Annotated in this window: 17 protein-coding genes; 12 read left to right on the top strand and 5 right to left on the bottom strand. The window is 66.9% G+C overall.

Annotation, left to right across the window (positions count from 1 at the left end):
• The first annotated feature begins 34 nt into the window (after positions 1-34).
• The 12 genes from G572_RS0103365 to G572_RS0103420 all read left to right on the top strand — a co-directional run bounded on the left by G572_RS0103365 (position 35) and on the right by G572_RS0103420 (position 13,350).
• Positions 35-1,267, top strand: coding sequence for an ABC transporter substrate-binding protein (locus G572_RS0103365; RefSeq protein WP_037545199.1), 1,233 nt, complete (start codon positions 35-37; stop codon positions 1,265-1,267).
• Positions 1,268-1,346: 79 nt separating this feature from the next.
• On the top strand, positions 1,347-2,219 hold the full coding sequence (locus tag G572_RS0103370) for a branched-chain amino acid ABC transporter permease (protein WP_029057281.1): 873 nt from the start codon (positions 1,347-1,349) through the stop codon (positions 2,217-2,219).
• Positions 2,220-2,222: 3 nt separating this feature from the next.
• Positions 2,223-3,197 (top strand): branched-chain amino acid ABC transporter permease, encoded by a 975-nt coding sequence (locus G572_RS0103375; protein ID WP_029057282.1) that lies wholly within the window; start codon positions 2,223-2,225, stop codon positions 3,195-3,197.
• Complete coding sequence (locus tag G572_RS0103380; protein ID WP_029057283.1) at positions 3,190-3,969, top strand: ABC transporter ATP-binding protein; 780 nt, start codon at positions 3,190-3,192, stop codon at positions 3,967-3,969. The genes G572_RS0103375 and G572_RS0103380 overlap by 8 nt, the downstream gene beginning before the upstream one ends.
• Positions 3,970-3,976: 7 nt before the next feature.
• The gene (locus tag G572_RS0103385) at positions 3,977-4,681 is read left to right on the top strand and encodes an ABC transporter ATP-binding protein (RefSeq protein ID WP_029057284.1); all 705 of its coding nucleotides are present in this window, start codon (positions 3,977-3,979) and stop codon (positions 4,679-4,681) included.
• Positions 4,681-5,988, top strand: coding sequence for a 3-isopropylmalate dehydratase large subunit (locus G572_RS0103390; RefSeq protein WP_037545204.1), 1,308 nt, complete (start codon positions 4,681-4,683; stop codon positions 5,986-5,988). Before G572_RS0103385 ends, G572_RS0103390 begins: the two co-directional genes overlap by 1 nt.
• Positions 5,985-6,509 carry a LeuD/DmdB family oxidoreductase small subunit gene (locus tag G572_RS22285; RefSeq protein ID WP_037545207.1) on the top strand — a complete coding sequence of 175 codons (525 nt, stop codon included), beginning with the start codon at positions 5,985-5,987 and terminating at the stop codon, positions 6,507-6,509. The genes G572_RS0103390 and G572_RS22285 overlap by 4 nt, the downstream gene beginning before the upstream one ends.
• On the top strand, positions 6,488-7,372 hold the full coding sequence (locus G572_RS0103400) for an isocitrate lyase/PEP mutase family protein (protein ID WP_029057285.1): 885 nt from the start codon (positions 6,488-6,490) through the stop codon (positions 7,370-7,372). Before G572_RS22285 ends, G572_RS0103400 begins: the two co-directional genes overlap by 22 nt.
• Positions 7,369-9,105: a hydantoinase B/oxoprolinase family protein gene (locus G572_RS22290; protein WP_037545211.1), complete on the top strand. Its 1,737-nt coding sequence runs from the start codon at positions 7,369-7,371 to the stop codon at positions 9,103-9,105. Before G572_RS0103400 ends, G572_RS22290 begins: the two co-directional genes overlap by 4 nt.
• On the top strand, positions 9,102-11,153 hold the full coding sequence (locus G572_RS0103410; protein ID WP_029057286.1) for a hydantoinase/oxoprolinase family protein: 2,052 nt from the start codon (positions 9,102-9,104) through the stop codon (positions 11,151-11,153). Before G572_RS22290 ends, G572_RS0103410 begins: the two co-directional genes overlap by 4 nt.
• Before the next feature lie 173 nt (positions 11,154-11,326).
• The gene (locus G572_RS0103415; protein WP_029057287.1) at positions 11,327-11,941 is read left to right on the top strand and encodes a cysteine hydrolase family protein; all 615 of its coding nucleotides are present in this window, start codon (positions 11,327-11,329) and stop codon (positions 11,939-11,941) included.
• A gap of 2 nt (positions 11,942-11,943) precedes the next feature.
• Positions 11,944-13,350 (top strand): FAD-dependent oxidoreductase, encoded by a 1,407-nt coding sequence (locus tag G572_RS0103420; RefSeq protein WP_037545213.1) that lies wholly within the window; start codon positions 11,944-11,946, stop codon positions 13,348-13,350.
• A 73-nt stretch (positions 13,351-13,423) separates the two neighbouring features.
• Here G572_RS0103420 and G572_RS0103425 read toward each other — a convergent pair whose 3' ends face one another.
• The 5 genes from G572_RS0103425 to kce form a co-directional block, all read right to left on the bottom strand.
• Positions 13,424-13,777 carry a RidA family protein gene (locus tag G572_RS0103425; RefSeq protein ID WP_029057289.1) on the bottom strand — a complete coding sequence of 118 codons (354 nt, stop codon included), beginning with the start codon at positions 13,775-13,777 and terminating at the stop codon, positions 13,424-13,426.
• A gap of 63 nt (positions 13,778-13,840) precedes the next feature.
• Positions 13,841-14,944, bottom strand: coding sequence for an NAD(P)/FAD-dependent oxidoreductase (locus tag G572_RS0103430; RefSeq protein WP_029057290.1), 1,104 nt, complete (start codon positions 14,942-14,944; stop codon positions 13,841-13,843).
• Complete coding sequence (locus G572_RS0103435) at positions 14,944-15,966, bottom strand: histone deacetylase family protein (protein ID WP_029057291.1); 1,023 nt, start codon at positions 15,964-15,966, stop codon at positions 14,944-14,946. The genes G572_RS0103430 and G572_RS0103435 overlap by 1 nt, the downstream gene beginning before the upstream one ends.
• Positions 15,963-16,454: a GNAT family N-acetyltransferase gene (locus G572_RS22295; protein WP_051241533.1), complete on the bottom strand. Its 492-nt coding sequence runs from the start codon at positions 16,452-16,454 to the stop codon at positions 15,963-15,965. The genes G572_RS0103435 and G572_RS22295 overlap by 4 nt, the downstream gene beginning before the upstream one ends.
• Entirely contained in the window at positions 16,451-17,377 is a 927-nt protein-coding gene (gene kce / locus G572_RS0103445) for a 3,5-dioxohexanoate:acetyl-CoA acetone transferase (RefSeq protein WP_029057292.1), read from the bottom strand. Before kce ends, G572_RS22295 begins: the two co-directional genes overlap by 4 nt.
• Positions 17,378-17,395 lie beyond the last annotated feature (18 nt).

A 17,395-nucleotide genomic window follows, 5' to 3' on the forward strand; every position in this document is an offset into this window, starting at 1 on the left:
CGGTCGCGAAGACGGCCGTCAGTGGAGGTTTGAGATGACTGACAAGACGTTGAAGGGCGGCCTGCGCCGCCGCGAATTCCTGGCCACCGGCGCCGCCGCCCTCGGCCTTGGCGTGACGGGCTTTCCGAGCGTGCTGCGCGCCCAGGCCGCCCCCGTGAAGATCGGCCTGATCCACCCTGTTTCCGGCTTCATCGCCTTTTCCGGCACTCAATGCCGCGAAGGCGCAATGATGGCGATTGCCGACATCAACGCCGCCGGCGGCATCAAGTCGATGGGCGGCGCCAAGGTCGAGGCGGTGCTTGCCGACAGCCAGGGCAAACCGGAAATCGGCGCGGCCGAGGTAACCAAAATGGCGGAGGCCGGCATCGACGGCATCGTCGCCGGCTATGCCTCCTCGATCTCGCTCGCCACCTCGCAGGAAGCGGCCAAGACCAACACGCCGCATGTCGTCGACGTCGGCGTCTCCGACCAGATCGTCCAGCGCGGCCTCGCCAACACGTTCCGCTTCGGTCCCGGCTACGGCAAGATCGCCGAGTTTGCCGTCGACAACCTCGACACGATCAACAAGGCGGCCGGATCGCCGGCCAAGACGGCGATGATCATCCACGAGGAATCGCTGTTCGGCACCGGCACCGCCGGTCTGCTCTCCAAACGCCTGCCTGAGAGAGGCATCGAGGTAATCGATGTCATCAAGCACGCCAATCCGACGCGCGACTTCACCAACATCGTGCTCCAGATCAAGTCGCAGAAACCGGACCTGATCATTCCCGCCAACTACTACAACGAATATGTGCTGCTCGCCCGCACCATGCGCCAGCAACGCATCGAGGCGAAAGGCATCTATTCGGTGCTCGGAGGTGCTGCATCGAATTACAAGTTCGTCAACGAATTCCCCGAGGCCGCCGACCTCATCATGGATTGCAACCACTGGTTCAATCCGAAGTCGGACGTGGCGCTTGAGCGCAAGACGGCGGCGGAAGCCAAGGGCCTGATCTACACCTACGAGGTGTTCCTCGCCTATAACGCCGTTCTCGGACTGGTCGATGCCATCGAGCGCGCCGGCTCCACCGACAAGGATGCGGTGAACGCAGCCCTTGCCGCCTCGGAAATGGACATGTCCTACATGCCCTATGGCGCGACGAAGATGGTCGACGGGCAGAACGCGGGCGCCCAGCCGGTCAACACCCAGGTGCAGAACGGCGACATCGAGGTGATCTTCCCGGCCGAGTTTGCCTCCGCCGAGACGGTCTTCCCGATGGGCGGCTGATCGCCGGTCGCGGGATCGAAGCGGGCGGGGCCTGACGCTCCCGCCCGCCCCTCTCATCCGACAAGCCTTGCGAGTGACCATGCCCGACATGGCGATCATCGTGCCGTCCGTACTGAACGGGCTGACGACAGGCGCGCTCTATGCGCTCGTCGCGCTCGGCCTGACGCTGATCTACGGCGTGCTGCACATCATCAACTTCGCCCATGGGGCGCTGCTGATGCTCGGCCTCTACGCGGTCTACTATCTCAACGTCCAGTTCGGCATCGACCCTTACGTGGCGCTTCTGATCGTGCCGCCGGGCATGTTCGCGCTCGGCTATGCACTGCAGCGCGGGATCATCGGCCGCGCCAGTCACGGGCGGGATGAAAACATCCTGCTGGTGACGCTCGGCCTCGCCATCGTGATCGAGAACCTCTCGCTCTTCCTGTTCAAGTCCGACACGCGCATCGTCGACGTGCCCTATGGCTTCCAGGTCGTCGAGATCTTCGGCGCCTTCCTGCCGCTGCCCAAAGTGGTCGCCTTCGCCGGCGCGCTGATCACGGCAGCCCTGCTGTGGCTGATCATGAGCAAGACGGATCTCGGCCGCGCGATCCGCGCGCTTGCAAAGGAGCGCAAGGGCGCGCAACTCGTCGGCATCGATGTGGAGCATGTTTTCGCCATGAGCTTCGGGCTCGGCATTGCGTGTCTTGGCGTCGCCGCCTGCCTGCTCCTGCCGAGCTACTACGTGAACCCGCAGGTCGGCCACGGCTTCGTGTTGATCGCCTTCACCATCGTCGTGCTCGGCGGCATGGGCTCCTTCGTCGGCGCGCTTCTGGGCGGGCTGATCATCGGGGTGGTGGAAGCGCTCGGCGGCCTGTTCTTCGGCGAAAGCCTGGGCCAGCTCGGCATCTTCCTGATCTTCATCCTCGTTCTCGTCTTTCGCCCAACGGGCCTGCTTGGACACAAGGTCTGACCCATGCGCCAGCTCGCCCTTCTCGGTCTCGTCTTCGCCGCGCTCTTCACGCTTCCCTTCTTCGTGGAGTCTGAATCCTGGCGCACCACCATCATCATGACGCTCTACGCCGCCCTTCTCGGTCAGGCGTGGAACATTCTGGGCGGCTACGGCGGCCAGTTCTCCTTCGGCCATGCCGCCTTCTTCGGAACCGGCGCCTATACGGTCGCGGTGCTCCAGGTGCAACTCGGCCTCAATCCGTGGCTCGGACTGGTCGCAGGCGGCGCCCTTGCGGTTGGCGTGGCCGCCTTCATCGGCTTCACGACCTTTCGCTACGGCCTGCGCGGATCCTATTTCGCGCTGGTGACGCTGGCCTTCGCCGAAGTCTTGCGGATCCTGTCCAACACCGTGCCTTTCACAGGTGCCGGCGTCGGCATTCTCATCCCGCTCGATCCCGGCGCGGCGAACCTCCAATTCGCCTCCAAGGCCGGCTTCTACTGGCTGTTGTGGGCGATCACGCTCGGTGCCTTCCTGACCGCCTGGTGGATCGGCCATTCGCGCTTCGGCGCAAGACTGATGGCGGTGCGCGACAATGAGGATGCCGCCCGGGCGCTCGGCGTCGATCCCTTCCGCGTCAAGATGCGGGCAATCATGCTGTCGGGCCTCTTCTCCGGCCTCGCCGGCGTTTTCTACGCCCAGTTCTTCCTCTACCTCGATCCCGGTATCGCCTACGGCCCGGCCGTTTCGGTGGAAAGCCTGCTGGTTCCCATCGTCGGCGGCATGGGCACGCTCTTCGGTCCGCTGCTGGGCGCGGTCGCGCTCCATGCGGTCTCGGAAGTCACTCGCGAGGTGATCGGCGACCTGCCGGGCATCAGCCTCGTCATCTACGGCACGATCCTGGTGATCATGGTCCTCTTCGCCCCGCGTGGCCTGTCTGGCCTGGTCTCCCGCCTCACCCGTTCGGCACGGCGCAAGACGGAGGGCGACCGCCATGCATGACGCCTCGCCCATTCTGGACGTCGCCGGGATCTCAAAACGTTTCGGCGGACTGCAGGCCTCCAACAACATCTCGATGCGCGTACCGCAGGGTGGAATCACCTCGCTGATCGGCCCGAACGGCGCCGGCAAGACCACGCTGTTCGCGCTGATCACGGGCTTTCATACGCCGGATGCGGGCAGCGTCCGGTTTCGCGGCGAAGACATCACCGGACTGGCGCCACAGGAGATCGCCGAACGCGGCATGATCCGCACCTTCCAGATCGTCCAGCCCTTCGCCGGCCAGAGCGTGCGCGAAAACATCGCCGTTGGCGCGCACCTCAAGATCCGCTCGCGCGCGGCAGCGCTTGAAAAGGCGGAAGACGTCGCCCGCAAGGTCGGGCTCGGCGATCGGCTCGACATGGATGCGGCGGCGCTGACCGTTGCCGGGCGCAAGCGGCTCGAGGTCGCCCGCGCGCTCGCCACCGACCCCGAACTGATCCTCTTCGACGAGGTGCTCGCCGGGCTGAACCCTTCGGAAATCCGCGACGTGATCCCGGTCATCCGCGCGATCCGCGACGAAGGCGTGACCATCCTTTTGATCGAACACGTGATGCAGGCGGTGATGAGCCTGTCGGAACACACCTGGGTGCTCAATCAGGGGCAGCTTATCGCCGAAGGCGCGCCACAGGACGTCACGCGCGACCCCCATGTGATCGAGGCCTATCTCGGCAAGGGCATGGCCGAGCGCATGGCGAAACAGGCGGCCGACGCCGTGGGAGGCGCGCATGAGTAACGAGACGATGCTTCTTGTCGACGGCTTGCGCGCCGGCTACGGCGCGGTGGAGGTGCTGCGCGGCGTCTCCTTCGATCTCGGAAAGAGCGAGATCGTCGCCCTGCTCGGCTCCAACGGCGTCGGCAAGACGACGATTTCCTCCGTTCTCTCCGGCCTGATCCCGGCGTGGTCGGGCCGTATCGTCTTCGACGGCGCGGAGATCCAGAACCGCACACCGGAGACAATCGTCGATCTGGGGCTGATCCATGTGCCGGAGGGACGCCACATCTTTCCCAACCTGACGGTGCGCGAGAACCTCGAGCTTGGCGCCTATCGGCGCGGCAAACCCAACCGCGCGCGCAATCTGGACCGGGTGATGGACACCTTCCCGCGCTTGCGCGAACGCGCAGGCCAAAAGGCCGGGACGCTTTCGGGCGGCGAGCAGCAGATGCTCGCTATCGGACGCGGCATGATGGCCGAACCGCGTCTTCTGATCCTCGACGAACCCTCCATCGGCCTCTCGCCGCTGCTGGTGGAGGAAATGTTCTCCCTGATCGGCGTGCTCAACAAGGACGGCCTGCCGATCCTGCTCGTGGAACAAAACGTCCTGCAGTCGCTGGAGATCGCCGACCGCGCCTTCGTCATGGAAAACGGCGAGATCCGCCTTTCGGGTCCGACCGCGACGCTGATGGACGATCCCGAGCTGAAACGTTCCTACCTGGGGCTTGCCTGATGACCGGAGACACCCCCTCACCGACAACGCTTGCGCAAAAGATCGTCGCCCGCGCATCCGCACGCGATCACGTCACGCCCGGCGAGATCGTGACGGCGCGCGTCGACCTTGCCATGATCCACGACAGCGGCGGCCCGCGCCGGGTCGAGCCGATCCTCAAGGATCTCGGCGTCGGCCTGTTCGACGCCTCGAAGGTCGTGCTGATCTCCGATCACTTCGTGCCAGGCGACACCGACGAAGGCGCGCGCATTCTCGAACTCACCCGCCAGTGGGCGAAGGAGCGCAAGGTCGCTTTCCACGATGGCGAGGGCATCTGCCACGTTGTGCTGCCCGAACGCGGGCACCTGCGACCCGGCATGCTGGTCGTCGGCGGCGACAGCCACTCGCCGACGGGCGGGGCCTTCGGCGCCTATATGTTCGGCGTCGGCGCGACCGAGATGGCCGGCGTTCTGGCGACCGGCGAAATCTGGCTCAAGGTGCCCGACACCATCCTGCTCGAGTGGCGCGGACGGCTGTCGCGGGGCGTCACCGCCAAGGACATGATGCTCGCGCTCTGCGGCAGGCTCGGCATGGACGGCGGCAAGTATCAGGCGGTGGAATACACCGGCGAGGCAATCGCGGCCCTTTCCATGCAGGAGCGCATGACGCTCTCCAACATGGCAGCGGAACTTGGCGGCCAGGCCGGGCTGATCGCCCCCGACGCCACCACCGCCGCGTTCCTGGAGACCGCCGGCGCGGACATGAGCGGTAAGGAGATCTGGAGCGCGCTCGCGACGGACCCCGGCGCGCCGGTGCTGGAACATCACGTCTTCGATGCGAGCGCCCTTGCGCCCCAGGTCGCCGCCCCGCATTCGCCGGCCAACAGCGCCCCCGTCACGGATGCGCCGGAAACCCCTGTCGATGTTGCCTATATCGGCGCCTGCACCGGCGCGAAATACGAGGATCTGAGGAACGCCGCGGCCATCCTGCGCGGGCGCAGGCTCGGAAAGGGCGTGGAGCTCCTCGTGGCACCCGCCTCGAAGCGCGATCAGGACCGCGCGGCGGCCGACGGCATCATGGCGGTCTTCGAGGAGGCCGGCGCGCGCATCCTGCCCAACGCCTGCGGCATCTGCGCGGGCTATGGCACCGACCGTCTGGGCGAGGACGTCACCTGCATTTCCTCCACCGCGCGCAACTTCAAGGGACGGATGGGCGCGGCATCCTCGCAGGTGTGGCTCGGCTCGCCGCTGACCGTGGCGGCCTCCGCCATTGCCGGAAAGATCGCCGATCCGCGCGCCTTCCTCCAGGACGACGGAGGCACGGCATGAGCGGACGCATCTTCCTTCTCGGCGACGATGTCGACACCGACCAGCTCGCGCCCGGCGCCTACATGAAAGGCGGCATCGAGGCGCTCGCCGCCCATTGCCTGGAGGGCGTGCGCCCCGGCTTCGCGCAAGAGGTCCGGCCGGGCGACATTCTGGTCGCGGGCCGCAATTTCGGCGTCGGCTCCTCGCGCGAACAGGCGGCGGAAGCCTTGAAGCATCTGGGCCTTGCCGGCGTCGTCGCGCTGTCGTTTGCCGGCATCTTCTACCGCAACGCCATCAACCTCGGGCTTCCCGTGCTCACCGCACCGGATTTGGGCAGGGTGACGGACGGCGCGGCCGCCCGCCTCGATGTCTCTGCTGCGCGCCTGGAGCTCGAGGCGGCGGGAGAAACACTCGCCCTCGATCCCCTGCCCGACAATCTGCAGGTGCTGCTCGCCGACGGCGGGCTGGTGCCGCATCTCAAGAAGCGCTTCGCCAAGGAGCGCAACAAGGAGCATGACCGATGCGCCGACCCCCGCCCCTGAAACAGCGCCTCGCCGAGCGGGACATCCTGCTGGCGCCCGGCGTCTACGATGCGTTGTCCGCGCTGATCGCCGAACAGGCCGGCGCGGAGGCCGTCTATCTCTCCGGCGCCTCCATCGCCTACACCCGCTTCGGCCGCCCCGACATCGGACTGGTGTCGATGAGCGAGGTTGCCGACACGCTCGCCGCGATCCGCGACCGCATCGCGCTTCCCGTCGTCGTCGATGCCGACAACGGCTTCGGCAACGCCCTCAACGTCCAGCGCACCGTGCGCGTGTTCGAGCGCATGGGCGCCAACGCGCTTCAGCTCGAGGACCAGACCAGCCCGAAACGCTGCGGGCATCTCAGCGGCAAGTCGCTGATTGCCGCCGGCGAGATGGTCGGCAAGATCCGCGCGGCCTGCGACGCGCGAACGAACGCCGACACGCTGATCATCGCCCGCACCGATGCCATCGCCGTCGAGGGCTTTTCCGCCGCGCTGGAGCGCGGCGAGGCCTATCTGGAGGCCGGCGCCGACATGCTCTTCATCGAGGCGCCGCAGTCGATGGAACAGATCTCCGAGATCGTGAAGCGCTTCGGCGGGCGCGTTCCGCTGATGGCCAACATGGTGGAGGGCGGCAAGACGCCCATCGTCGGCGCGGGCGCGCTTCAGGATCTCGGCTTCAGCTTCGTGATCTTTCCCGGCGGCGTGGTGCGCGCCATCGCCGCGACCGCGCGCGACTATTACGCCAACCTCGTCGCCAACGGCTCCAACGAGGCCTTTCGCAACCGCATGTTCGACTTCGCGGGCCTCAATGGCGTGATCGGCACCGACGACATGCTGGCAACCGGCAGGCGCTACGACACCGAAGGACCCTCGCGATGACCATCGACACCGTCACGCTCGCCATCCTGAAAGGCCGGCTGGAGCAGATCGCCGACGAGATGGACGCGACGCTCTTCCGCTCCGCCTTCAACCCGATCATCGCGGAAGCGCATGACGCCTCGCACGGGATCTACGACGCGACGACCGGTGAAACGCTTGTGCAGGGCAAGTCCGGCCTGCCGATCTTCGTCGGCGTCATGGCCTTCGCCGTGAAGGCCGTCATCGACAAGGCGGCCACATCCGGCGGCGTCCACGACGGCGACGTTTGGATCTTCAACGACCCGTATGACGGCGGCACGCATCTCTCCGATTTCCGCCTGGTGAAGCCGGTGTTTCGCGACGGCAAGCTGTTCTGCTTTCTCGCCTCCGTCGGCCACTGGCACGACGTCGGCGGCAATGTGCCCGGCAACTACAATCCGGCCGCCACGGAATGCTTCCAGGAAGGCATGCTGATCCCGCCGGTGAAACTCTACGACCGGGGCGAATTTCGCCAGGACGTGGTCGACATTCTCTCCGCCAACTCGCGCCTGCCGCTGTCGCTCTACGGCGATCTCAACGGCCAGATCAACGCGCTCGATCTCGGCACCAGGCGCATGGGCGAACTGCTCGACGACTATGGCCCCCGGACGGTGGGCAACTGCCTGGTGGAGCTGAAGGCGCGCGCCGCCAAGCTGATGCGCGCGCAAATCTCCGCCCTGCCGCAGGGCACCGTCTCCGCCGAGGACTGGCTCGACAACGACGGGATCGTCGACGAACCGCTCAAGATCGCGCTCGATCTCACCATCGACGGCGAGACGATGGTGATGGATTTCTCCCGCTCCTCGCCCGCCTGCGCCGGGCCGGTCAACATCTCCCGCTCGACAACGATTGCCGCCTGCTACGTCGCGCTGAAGCACATCTTCGGCGATGTGCCGGCCAATGCCGGCGTGCTGGAGCCGGTGGAATTCAGGATCGACGAGGCCTCGCTGCTTTCGGTCCGGGCGCCCAAGCCCGTCGGCGGCTACACCGAGACGATCCTGCGGCTGATCGACGTGGTGTTTCAGGCGGTGGCGAAGATCGCGCCGGAGCCGGCAATGGCCTGCGCCTATGGCACGATCAACGCGCTGTCGCTCGCAGGCCACCGCGAAAACGGCAAGCGCTGGGTGATGTTCTCCTTCTTCGGCGGCGGGCACGGCGCGCATGCCGGGGGCGACGGACTGAACCACGGCAACGCGCCGATCTCCACCGCGACGATCCCGCCGCTGGAAATCCTGGAGGCGGCCTACCCCGTGCGCTTCACGCAATGGGCGCTTCGGCCCGATTCCGGCGGTCCGGGCGAGACGCGCGGCGGTCTCGGGGCGATCTACGAGATCGAGCTTCTGGAAAAACAGGCCGACGTCTTTCTTTTCGGCGAGCGCGGACGGCACGCGCCCCTCGGTGTTGTCGGTGGATCTCCCGGTGCCATGAACCGCTTTTCCTACGAGCAGTCCGACGGCTGGCACCAGCCGCCGATGGCCTCGAAAATGGTCGGCATCAGCATCGCGCGCGGTGAGCGCCTGAAGCTGGAGACGCCCGGCGGCGGTGGCTATGGCGATCCGCTTGCCCGCGATCCGCAGGCCGTTGCACGCGACGTCGCGCTCGGCATCGTCAGCCGGAACCACGCGGAAGCCGACTATGGCGTCGCGCTGGATACCGAAGGCACGGTCGACGCGGCCCGGACCGAAACGCTTCGTTCAAGGGAGGCCGCGCAATGAGCAGGCCGGCTTATGTAATCGGCGTCGATGTCGGCGGCACCTTCACCGATGTCTTCATCCTGGATGAAGCGGCGGGCCGCGTGACGACCGCCAAGGTGCCCTCGACACGCGGCGACCAGTCGCGCGGCTTCATCGAGGGCATCGCCTCCAGGGTCGAGACCTTCGGCGATATTCGCACGGTCGTGCATGGCACCACCGTCGGCACCAACGCGCTTCTGGAACGCAAGGGCGCGCGTACCGGCATCATCACCACGGAAGGCTTCCGCGACGTGCTGGAAATGCGCCGCCGCGACCGCCCGACCACCTGGGGCCTGAAGGGCGCCTTCACGCCGGTGGTGGAACGTCCCGACCGGGTGGAAGTGCGCGAACGCGTGCTGGCCGACGGCACCGTGCTTGAGGCGATCGATACGGGCGAGGTCGAGGCACGCGCGCGCGACCTGGCGGCAGCCGGCTGCGAGGCGGTCTGCGTCTTCTTCATCAACGGATATGCCAACAGCCACAACGAGCGCGTCGCGGTGGAAGCGGTGCGCTCCGTCTGGCCGACGTCCTATGTGACGGCGGCGACCGAAATCCTGCCGGAGATCCGCGAGTTCGAGCGGCTGTCGACGGCAACGCTCAACGCCTATCTCCAGCCGGTGGTCTCCTCCTACCTCGACCGCCTCGAGACAGGTCTCAAGGAGCAGGGGTTTGCCGGCGACATCCTCATCGTGCAGTCGAACGGCGGCGTCATGTCCATCGACACCGCCAAACGCTATCCCGTACGCACCGCGCTCTCCGGCCCCGCCGCCGGCGTGATCGCGGCAACGAAGATCGCGGAGGCCGCCGGTTTCGACAACATCATCACCTGCGACATGGGCGGCACGTCCTTCGATGTCTCGCTCGTCGCCGGCGGAGATGCGGCCCTTGCCGCGCAGACGGCCATCGATTTCGGCATGGTCGTGCGCACGCCGATGATCGAGATCACCACCATCGGCGCCGGCGGCGGCTCGATTGCCACCGTGGATGCCGGCGGCCTGCTGCGGGTCGGCCCGGAATCCGCCGGCTCCGATCCGGGGCCGGTGGCTTACGGCCTCGGCAACACGCGGCCCACCGTCACCGATGCCAATCTGGTGCTCGGGCGCATCAACCCCGACCGCCCAATTGGCGGCAAGCTCGACCGGCTCGACATCGACGCCGCGCGCGGCGCCATCGAGAGCCACATCGCCACGCCGCTCGGGCTTTCGGTGGAAGATGCCGCCGAAGCGATCCTCAAGCTCGCCAACGCCAAGATGGCCGGCGCGATCCGCCTTGTCTCCATCGAGAAGGGCCACGACCCGGCACGCTTCGCGGCCATGCCGTTTGGCGGCGGCGGCGCGCTGCACACTGGCGCGCTGATCAAGGAGGTCGGCCTTGCCTCCGCCCTCGTCCCGCGCTTTCCAGGCGTCACCTCCGCGCTTGGCTGCGTCGTCGCCGACATGCGCCACGACCGGGTGCAGACGGTCAACGGCATCCTGTCGGAGATCGACACGATGGAACTCGGCAAGGCCATCCTGCGCGATGCACGCGAAACGGCCTCGGTGCTTGCCACCGCCGGCGTCAGCTTCGACGCGGTCGACCGGGTGATCGAACTCGACATGCTCTATCTGGGCCAGACCCATACGGTGAGCGTGCCCATCGAGGTGCCTGAAACCGGACTCAGTGCAGCCGCGATCCGCGACGCCTTCGAGGCCGCCTATGGCGCCACCTTCGGGCGACTGCTCAAGGGCATCCCGATGCGGGTGATGAACTACCGCATCGCGGTGATCGGCCGACGGCCCGGCCTCGACATGACGCTCTTCGCGCCGGAAGACGGCAAGCCCGCACGGGAGTGCAGGACGGCGACACGTTCCGTCTATGTCGACGGCAAGCATCATGTCGCCGGCGTCTACGACCGACTGGCGCTGGAAGTCGGAGCCCTGATCGAGGGACCGGCCCTGCTGGAACAGCCCGACACGACGATCTTCGTCGATCCGGGCCTGAACGCCACGGTCGACCGCTTCGGCAATCTCGTGATCGCACCGGCGGAGTAGGACATGCGCGTGAATGTGCAAGGACAAGCGATTGAGCGCCGACAGAGGGGGGCAGGCATCCGGCCCCGACCTGGCGGCTCACCCCCCTCTGCCCCCGACCGGGGGCATCTCCCCCGCAAGTGGAGAGAGGAAGGCTCGTCTCCCGATCCACTTTGCACAGGACCGCATCAGGCATGACAGTCAACCTCCACAACCCGAGCCGCACGGCGCTTCTGATCGTCGACCTGCAGAACGACTTCCTGCATCCAGACGGCGCCTATGCGCGCGGAGGGCAGACAAGCGCCGAGATCGCGGCCCTGCCCGCACGCGTGCGCCCCGTTGCGGAAGCCCTGCGCGAGGCCGGCGGCTGGATCGTCTCCACCCAGTTCACGCTGGTGCCCGGCAAGGGCGGCGAGCCCTTCATCTCGCACCACCTCAAGCAGATGCGCCCCTTCCTCCGCAAGGGCGACTTCTGTCCCGGCCAATGGGGACACCGGTTGGTCGACACGCTGCAACCCGCCGATCTCACGGTGGAAAAGGTCGCCTATTCCGCCTTCTACATGACGCGAATGGACTGGGTGCTGCGCAAGGCCGGGATCGAGACGCTTCTGGTCTGCGGCATCGTCACCAACGGCGGCGTCGCCTCCACCGTCCGCGATGCGCATGTGCGCGACTTCTCCACCGCAGTGCTCTCCGACGGCAGCGCCGCCTTCTCGCGCGAGACCCATGAGCGCGCCATTGGCGATCTCTCGACGGTTGCAACCGCACTGACCTGCGCCGAGGCGCTCAGCGAACTGGCCAGGCGCTGATCATGAGCGCGCCGGCCATCCGCCGCGCACAGCCCGAGCGCCTCGACATCGAGACGGATGTGCTCGTCATCGGCGCCGGCGCCTGCGGACTGGTCGCCGCTCTCGCCGCGCATGACGGCGGTGCCGACGTCGTCGTGGTGGAGCGGGACGCCTCGCCGAGCGGCTCGACGTCGATGTCCTCCGGCTTCATTCCCGCCCCCGCCACCAGGGCCCAGCGCGCCACCGGGATCGCGGACGACAACGCCAGCCGCTTCGAGGCGGACATACAGGCCAAGGCAAAGGGCCGGGCCGTGCCCGCGCTTGCGCGTCTCGCGTCGAGCGAAATCGGCCCCGCGCTCGACTGGCTGGCGGAGCGTCACGGCCTCGAATGGGTTGTGTTGACCGACTTTCTCTATCCCGGCCACAGCCGTCACCGCATGCATGCAGTCCCCGAGAAGACCGGCACGGCACTCATGGCCCGGCTCTCGGCCGCCGCCGCGGCCTGCGACATTCCCGTCGTGACCGAGGCTTTGGCACGGGGTCTCTTTGTCGGCGATGACGATGCAATCCGGGCAGTCGAGATCGAGCGCCCGGACGGCCAGACGGAAATCATCGGCTGCAAGGCGCTGATCCTCGCCTGCAACGGCTATGGTGGAAATCCCGATCTGGTCGCGCGCCACATCCCGGAAATGACGGATGCGCTCTACTACGGCCATGCCGGCAACACCGGCGACGCACTGCTTTGGGGCGAGGAACTCGGCGCCCAGACCCGTCACCTCACCGCCTATCAGGGCCATGGGTCGCTGGCGCATCCCCATGGCGTGCTGATCTCCTGGGCGCTGATGATGGAGGGCGCGATCCAGGTGAACGCGGCCGGAGAGCGTTTTTCGAACGAACACGGCGGCTATTCCGAACAGGCCGTCGCCGTGCTCGCGCAGCCGGGCGGCACCGCCTGGAACATCTACGACGAGCGAATTCACGACTTTGCCCGCGCGGGCTTTCCCGACTACCGCGACGCGCTTGCAGCCGGCGCGATCCGCGAGGGAGAAACCCTTGCCGATATCGCCGCAGCGACCGGCCTGCCCGGGGCGGCGCTTGAAGTCACGCTGGCGTCCGTCGCCCGCTTCCAGTGCGGGGTGGAAGCCGACCCCTTCGCGCGCGACTTCACCGACAAGCCGGCGCTCGCCGCGCCGTTTTTCGCGGTGAAGGTCACCGGCGCGCTGTTCCACACCCAGGGTGGACTGATGATCGACGACAGTGCCCGCGGCCTGCGCGGGGACGGGCACCCCTTCCCCAACCTTTTTGCCGCCGGAGGTGCCGCCTGCGGCGTCTCGGGGCCGGATGTGTCGGGCTATCTGTCGGGCAACGGCCTGCTGACGGCCATCGCCTTTGGCCGGGTTGCCGGGCGCGAGGCGGCATCGCGGGGATGAACGGCTGAAACGCAAACGGCCGCACCCGAACAGGATGCGGCCGCGAAACATCAGCGCGATGAGAAAGCCGAGGTCAGCCCTTCTGGGCCGCCACGATCATGATCTCGACCTTGTAGTCGGGCGTTGCCAGGCGGGATTCGCCGCAGGCACGCGCCGGGGTCTGCGTCTGGTCGACCCAGGCATCCCAGACCGCGTTCATCTCGGCGAAATCGTCCATCGACGCCAGCCAGATCGTCGCGCTCAGGATGTGCGACTTGTCCGAGCCGGCATCGAGCAGCAGCTTTTCGATCTTTGCGAGGATCCCCTGCGTCTGCGCGGTGACGCTTTCCCCCGGCGCCCCGACCTGGCCGGCAAGCCACACCGTGCCATTGTGGATGACGGCCTGGCTCATGCGCCGGCCGATCTCGAGGCGTTTGATATCCGACATGTCTGCGTTCCCTGGTGTTGAAAGAAAAAGAAAATCAGTCGTATGACTGCAGGCCACGCACGCCTAGGCGCGCGCAAGCCTGGAAGGGTCTAGCGCGGAAACCACCTCCGCGCCAAGCACCGGGCCGCGCCCGAGACACAGATCGGCCGCAAGGCGCGAGAGCGCAGGCGCGGTCTGGATGCCATAACCGCCCTGCCCCGCCAGCCAGAAGAAGCCCGGCGTCTCCGGCGCAAATCCCACGACCGGCGAGCGGTCGGCCACGAAACTGCGCAGGCCCGCCCAGGTGCGCTCCACACGGGTGACCGGAACGGTGGTGGCGCATTCGAACCGGTGCAGCCCTTCCGCCATCACCATGTCCTCAGGCCAGGCGTCATGCGGATCGACCGGATCCTCATCCGCCGGCGAGACCATCAGCTTGCCGGCCTCCGGCTTGGCGTACCAGCTCTCCGAGGCACTCACCACGGCGGGCCAATGCGACACGTCATGGCCGTCGGGTGCTGGCAGGATCGCGGCGGAGCGACGCATCGGCGTCAGACCGACTTTCGCGGCTCCGGCAAGACCGGCCACCTCATCGCCCCAGGCACCGGCGGCATTGATCAGGACGGCTGCGCGATAGACCTCGCCACCCGCTTCCACGCGCCACGCATCGCCCTCGCGGCGAATGGAAGTCGCCGGGGCATTCTGCACCAGATGCGCACCGCGGTGCTTTGCGTGGCGGGCATAGGACTGAAGCAGACGGTCGACGTCGATGTCGCGCGCGTTTGGCTCGCGGGCGGCCTTGACGATCAACTCCTCGCGCAGGATCGGCACCATCCGCACGGCCTCGGACGGACTGACGGTCTCCATGCCGTCGGCCTCGGCGAGATAGGCATCCAATTGGCCGACTTCCTCGGCCGTTGCGATCACCAGTTCTCCGCGCGGCGACAGGAAACCGGTTTCGGCAAAATCACCGCCGCTCTCAAGCACCGGCTCAGCGGCCGCGTTCAGCGCCCGCAGGGTGGCGTTGCCATAGTTCTTGATGAAGATCGCCGCCGAACGACCCGTGGAGTGACGGCCGAGCGCGTCCTCTGTTTCCAGAACGGTGACGCTGGCGCTGTCCGCCAGATGCGCGGCCGCGCCGACGCCGGCGATGCCTCCGCCGATGATCAAAAAATCGCTGGACTGCATTACTCGCCCTTGAAGCCCGTGAGGAAGCTCGTGAGATTGTCGCCGAGCTGCGGTGAGAGGTATCCCCCTTCCTGCACCAGAACGGTCGGCAGGTCCATGCCGGCGATGGCCGCTCCCATGCGCGCAAAGCCGGGGGTGGTGATCGCCAGCCCCTTCAGCGGATCGTTTTCCGACGCGTCCAGGCCGAGCGCGACGATCAGCACGTCGGTTCCGAACGCCCTGATATGCGCGAAGGCGGTCTCCAGCGTTGTCAGGTAGTCGTCATCGCCCGTGCCGCGCTGGAGCGGCAGGTTGAGGTTGCAGCCAAGGCCCGCCCCCTCGCCGCGTTCATGGGCGTGCCCCCAGAAGAACGGATAGAAGCGGATCGGGTCGGCATGGATCGAGACCGTCAGCACGTCGGCGCGGTCGTAGAAGATCCCTTGCGTTCCGTTGCCGTGATGCACGTCGACGTCGAGGATCGCGGGCCTGAGGCCCTGCGCGCGCAGGTGTTCGGCCGCGATGGCCGCGTTGTTGAGGAAGCAGAAGCCCCCGGCGAGATCGCCGAAGGCGTGATGCCCCGGCGGGCGGCAGAGCGCATAGGCGCTTCGCTCGCCCCCGGCGACGAGATCGGCCGCCGTCAGGGCGGTCTGCGCCGACCAATAGGCCGACTGCCAGGTCCCTTCCGCGATCGGGCACGCCGTGTCGGTCTGATGGAAGCCGGCCTGACCGACGGCAGAGCGCGGATAGCTTGCCGTGCGCCGGTCGGGATGGATGTTGGGGATCACCTCGTCGGAGGCGTCCGTCATGCGCGACCAGCGGGTGTGGATGGTCTCGAGAAACACCAGATATTCGGCCGAATGAATGGCCGCAATCGGCCCGGCGCCATGATCCTCCGGCGCGGCGAAGTCGCAGCCGGCGGCCAGTGCGCCGCCTTGCAGCACCTCGATGCGCTTCGGCTGTTCGGGATTGGCGGACATCCTGCCGTTGGCCATGAAGTGCTTCGGGTCGTGGCGGGCCTGTCGGTCGTCAAGTAACGCTTTCATGTCTCATCCGTCAGTCCATCGAAGTGAATGTGATCGAGCCGCATCACGGTCTCGCCAGTCGTGGCCGCAAAGCCGAGCCGGTCATAGAACGCCCTTGCGCGCGGCGTGTCATCATAGACCGCAAGCTTCAGGAACCTGATGTTCCAGTCGGCCGGCGCCATCTCGATGGCCGCGGCCAGCAGCCTGCGGCCCAGTCCCCGCCCGCGCATCGTCTCGCAAACCCAGAGATCGGACACATAAAGCCCCGCCGCGCCCGACACGGTGGAAAACATCGGCGAAGACAACAGCGCGCCGACCACGGCACTGTCTTCGGTTTCCGCCAGCAACCCGCTAAAAATCGGCAAGGTACCGAAGCCGTGCCGCAAGAGGTCCTCCGGCTGTGTGCCATGCGGATCTCCCAGATCGCTCGAAAGCCGTGCCAGGGCGTCATTGAACCTGCCTGCGTCGGCTTCGCTCGCCTGCCGAATGGAGATGCCGTCCTGTGTCATAGCGCCACCTCGTCGGCGCCCTTCAGACCGAGCATCGCGCGCGCCTCGTCGGGGGTTGCGATCTCGCGGCCCATCTCCTCCAGGATCCTGCGGATCTTGCGCACCTGCTCGGCATTGGAAACCGCAAGCTCGCCCCGGGCGATGAAGAGACTGTCCTCCAGCCCGACGCGCACGTTGCCGCCCATCGCCGCCGAGATCGAGGCGAAGGGGATCTGCTGGCGTCCAGCGGCGAGCACGGAAAACATGTAGTCGTCGCCGAAGAGCTTGTCGGCCATGCGCTTCATGTGCATCAGGTTTTCCGTATCCGCGCCGATGCCGCCGAGCACGCCGAAAACGAACTGGATGAAATACGGCGGCTTCACCAGCCCCCGGTCGGCGAAGTGCCGCAGCATGTGCAGGTGGCCGACGTCGTAGCATTCGAACTCGAACCGCGCGCCGCGCTCCGTGCCGAGATCGTTGAGAATGCGGGCGATGTCGCGCGGGGTGTTCTTGAAGACGAGGTCGTCGCTCTCCTCCAGGAACGGCTTTTCCCAATTGTGCTTCCAACTGTCGTAGCGCGCGGCCATCGGATAGAGCGCGAAATTCATCGTGCCCATGTTGAGCGAGCACATCTCCGGCGCGACCTGAAGCGGCGCGGCGAGCCGGTCGTCGAGGGTCATGACCGCGCTGCCACCGGTGGAAAGGTTCAAGACCGCATCGCAGCGCGCGCGGATGTCGGGCAGGAACGCCAGGAAATGCTCGGGCAGCGCCGAGGGGCGGCCCGTCTCCGGATCGCGGGCATGCAGATGCAGGATGGCGGCGCCGGCCTCGGCCGCCTCTACCGCCTGGTCGGCGATGTCCTTTGCTGTGACAGGAAGATGCGGCGACATGGTCGGCGTGTGGATCGACCCGGTCACCGCGCAGGTGATGATGGCTTTTGTCATGATGCGAGTGCGGTCTTT

Source organism: Stappia stellulata DSM 5886, assembly GCF_000423705.1.
Classification (GTDB): Bacteria; Pseudomonadota; Alphaproteobacteria; order Rhizobiales; family Stappiaceae; genus Stappia; species Stappia stellulata.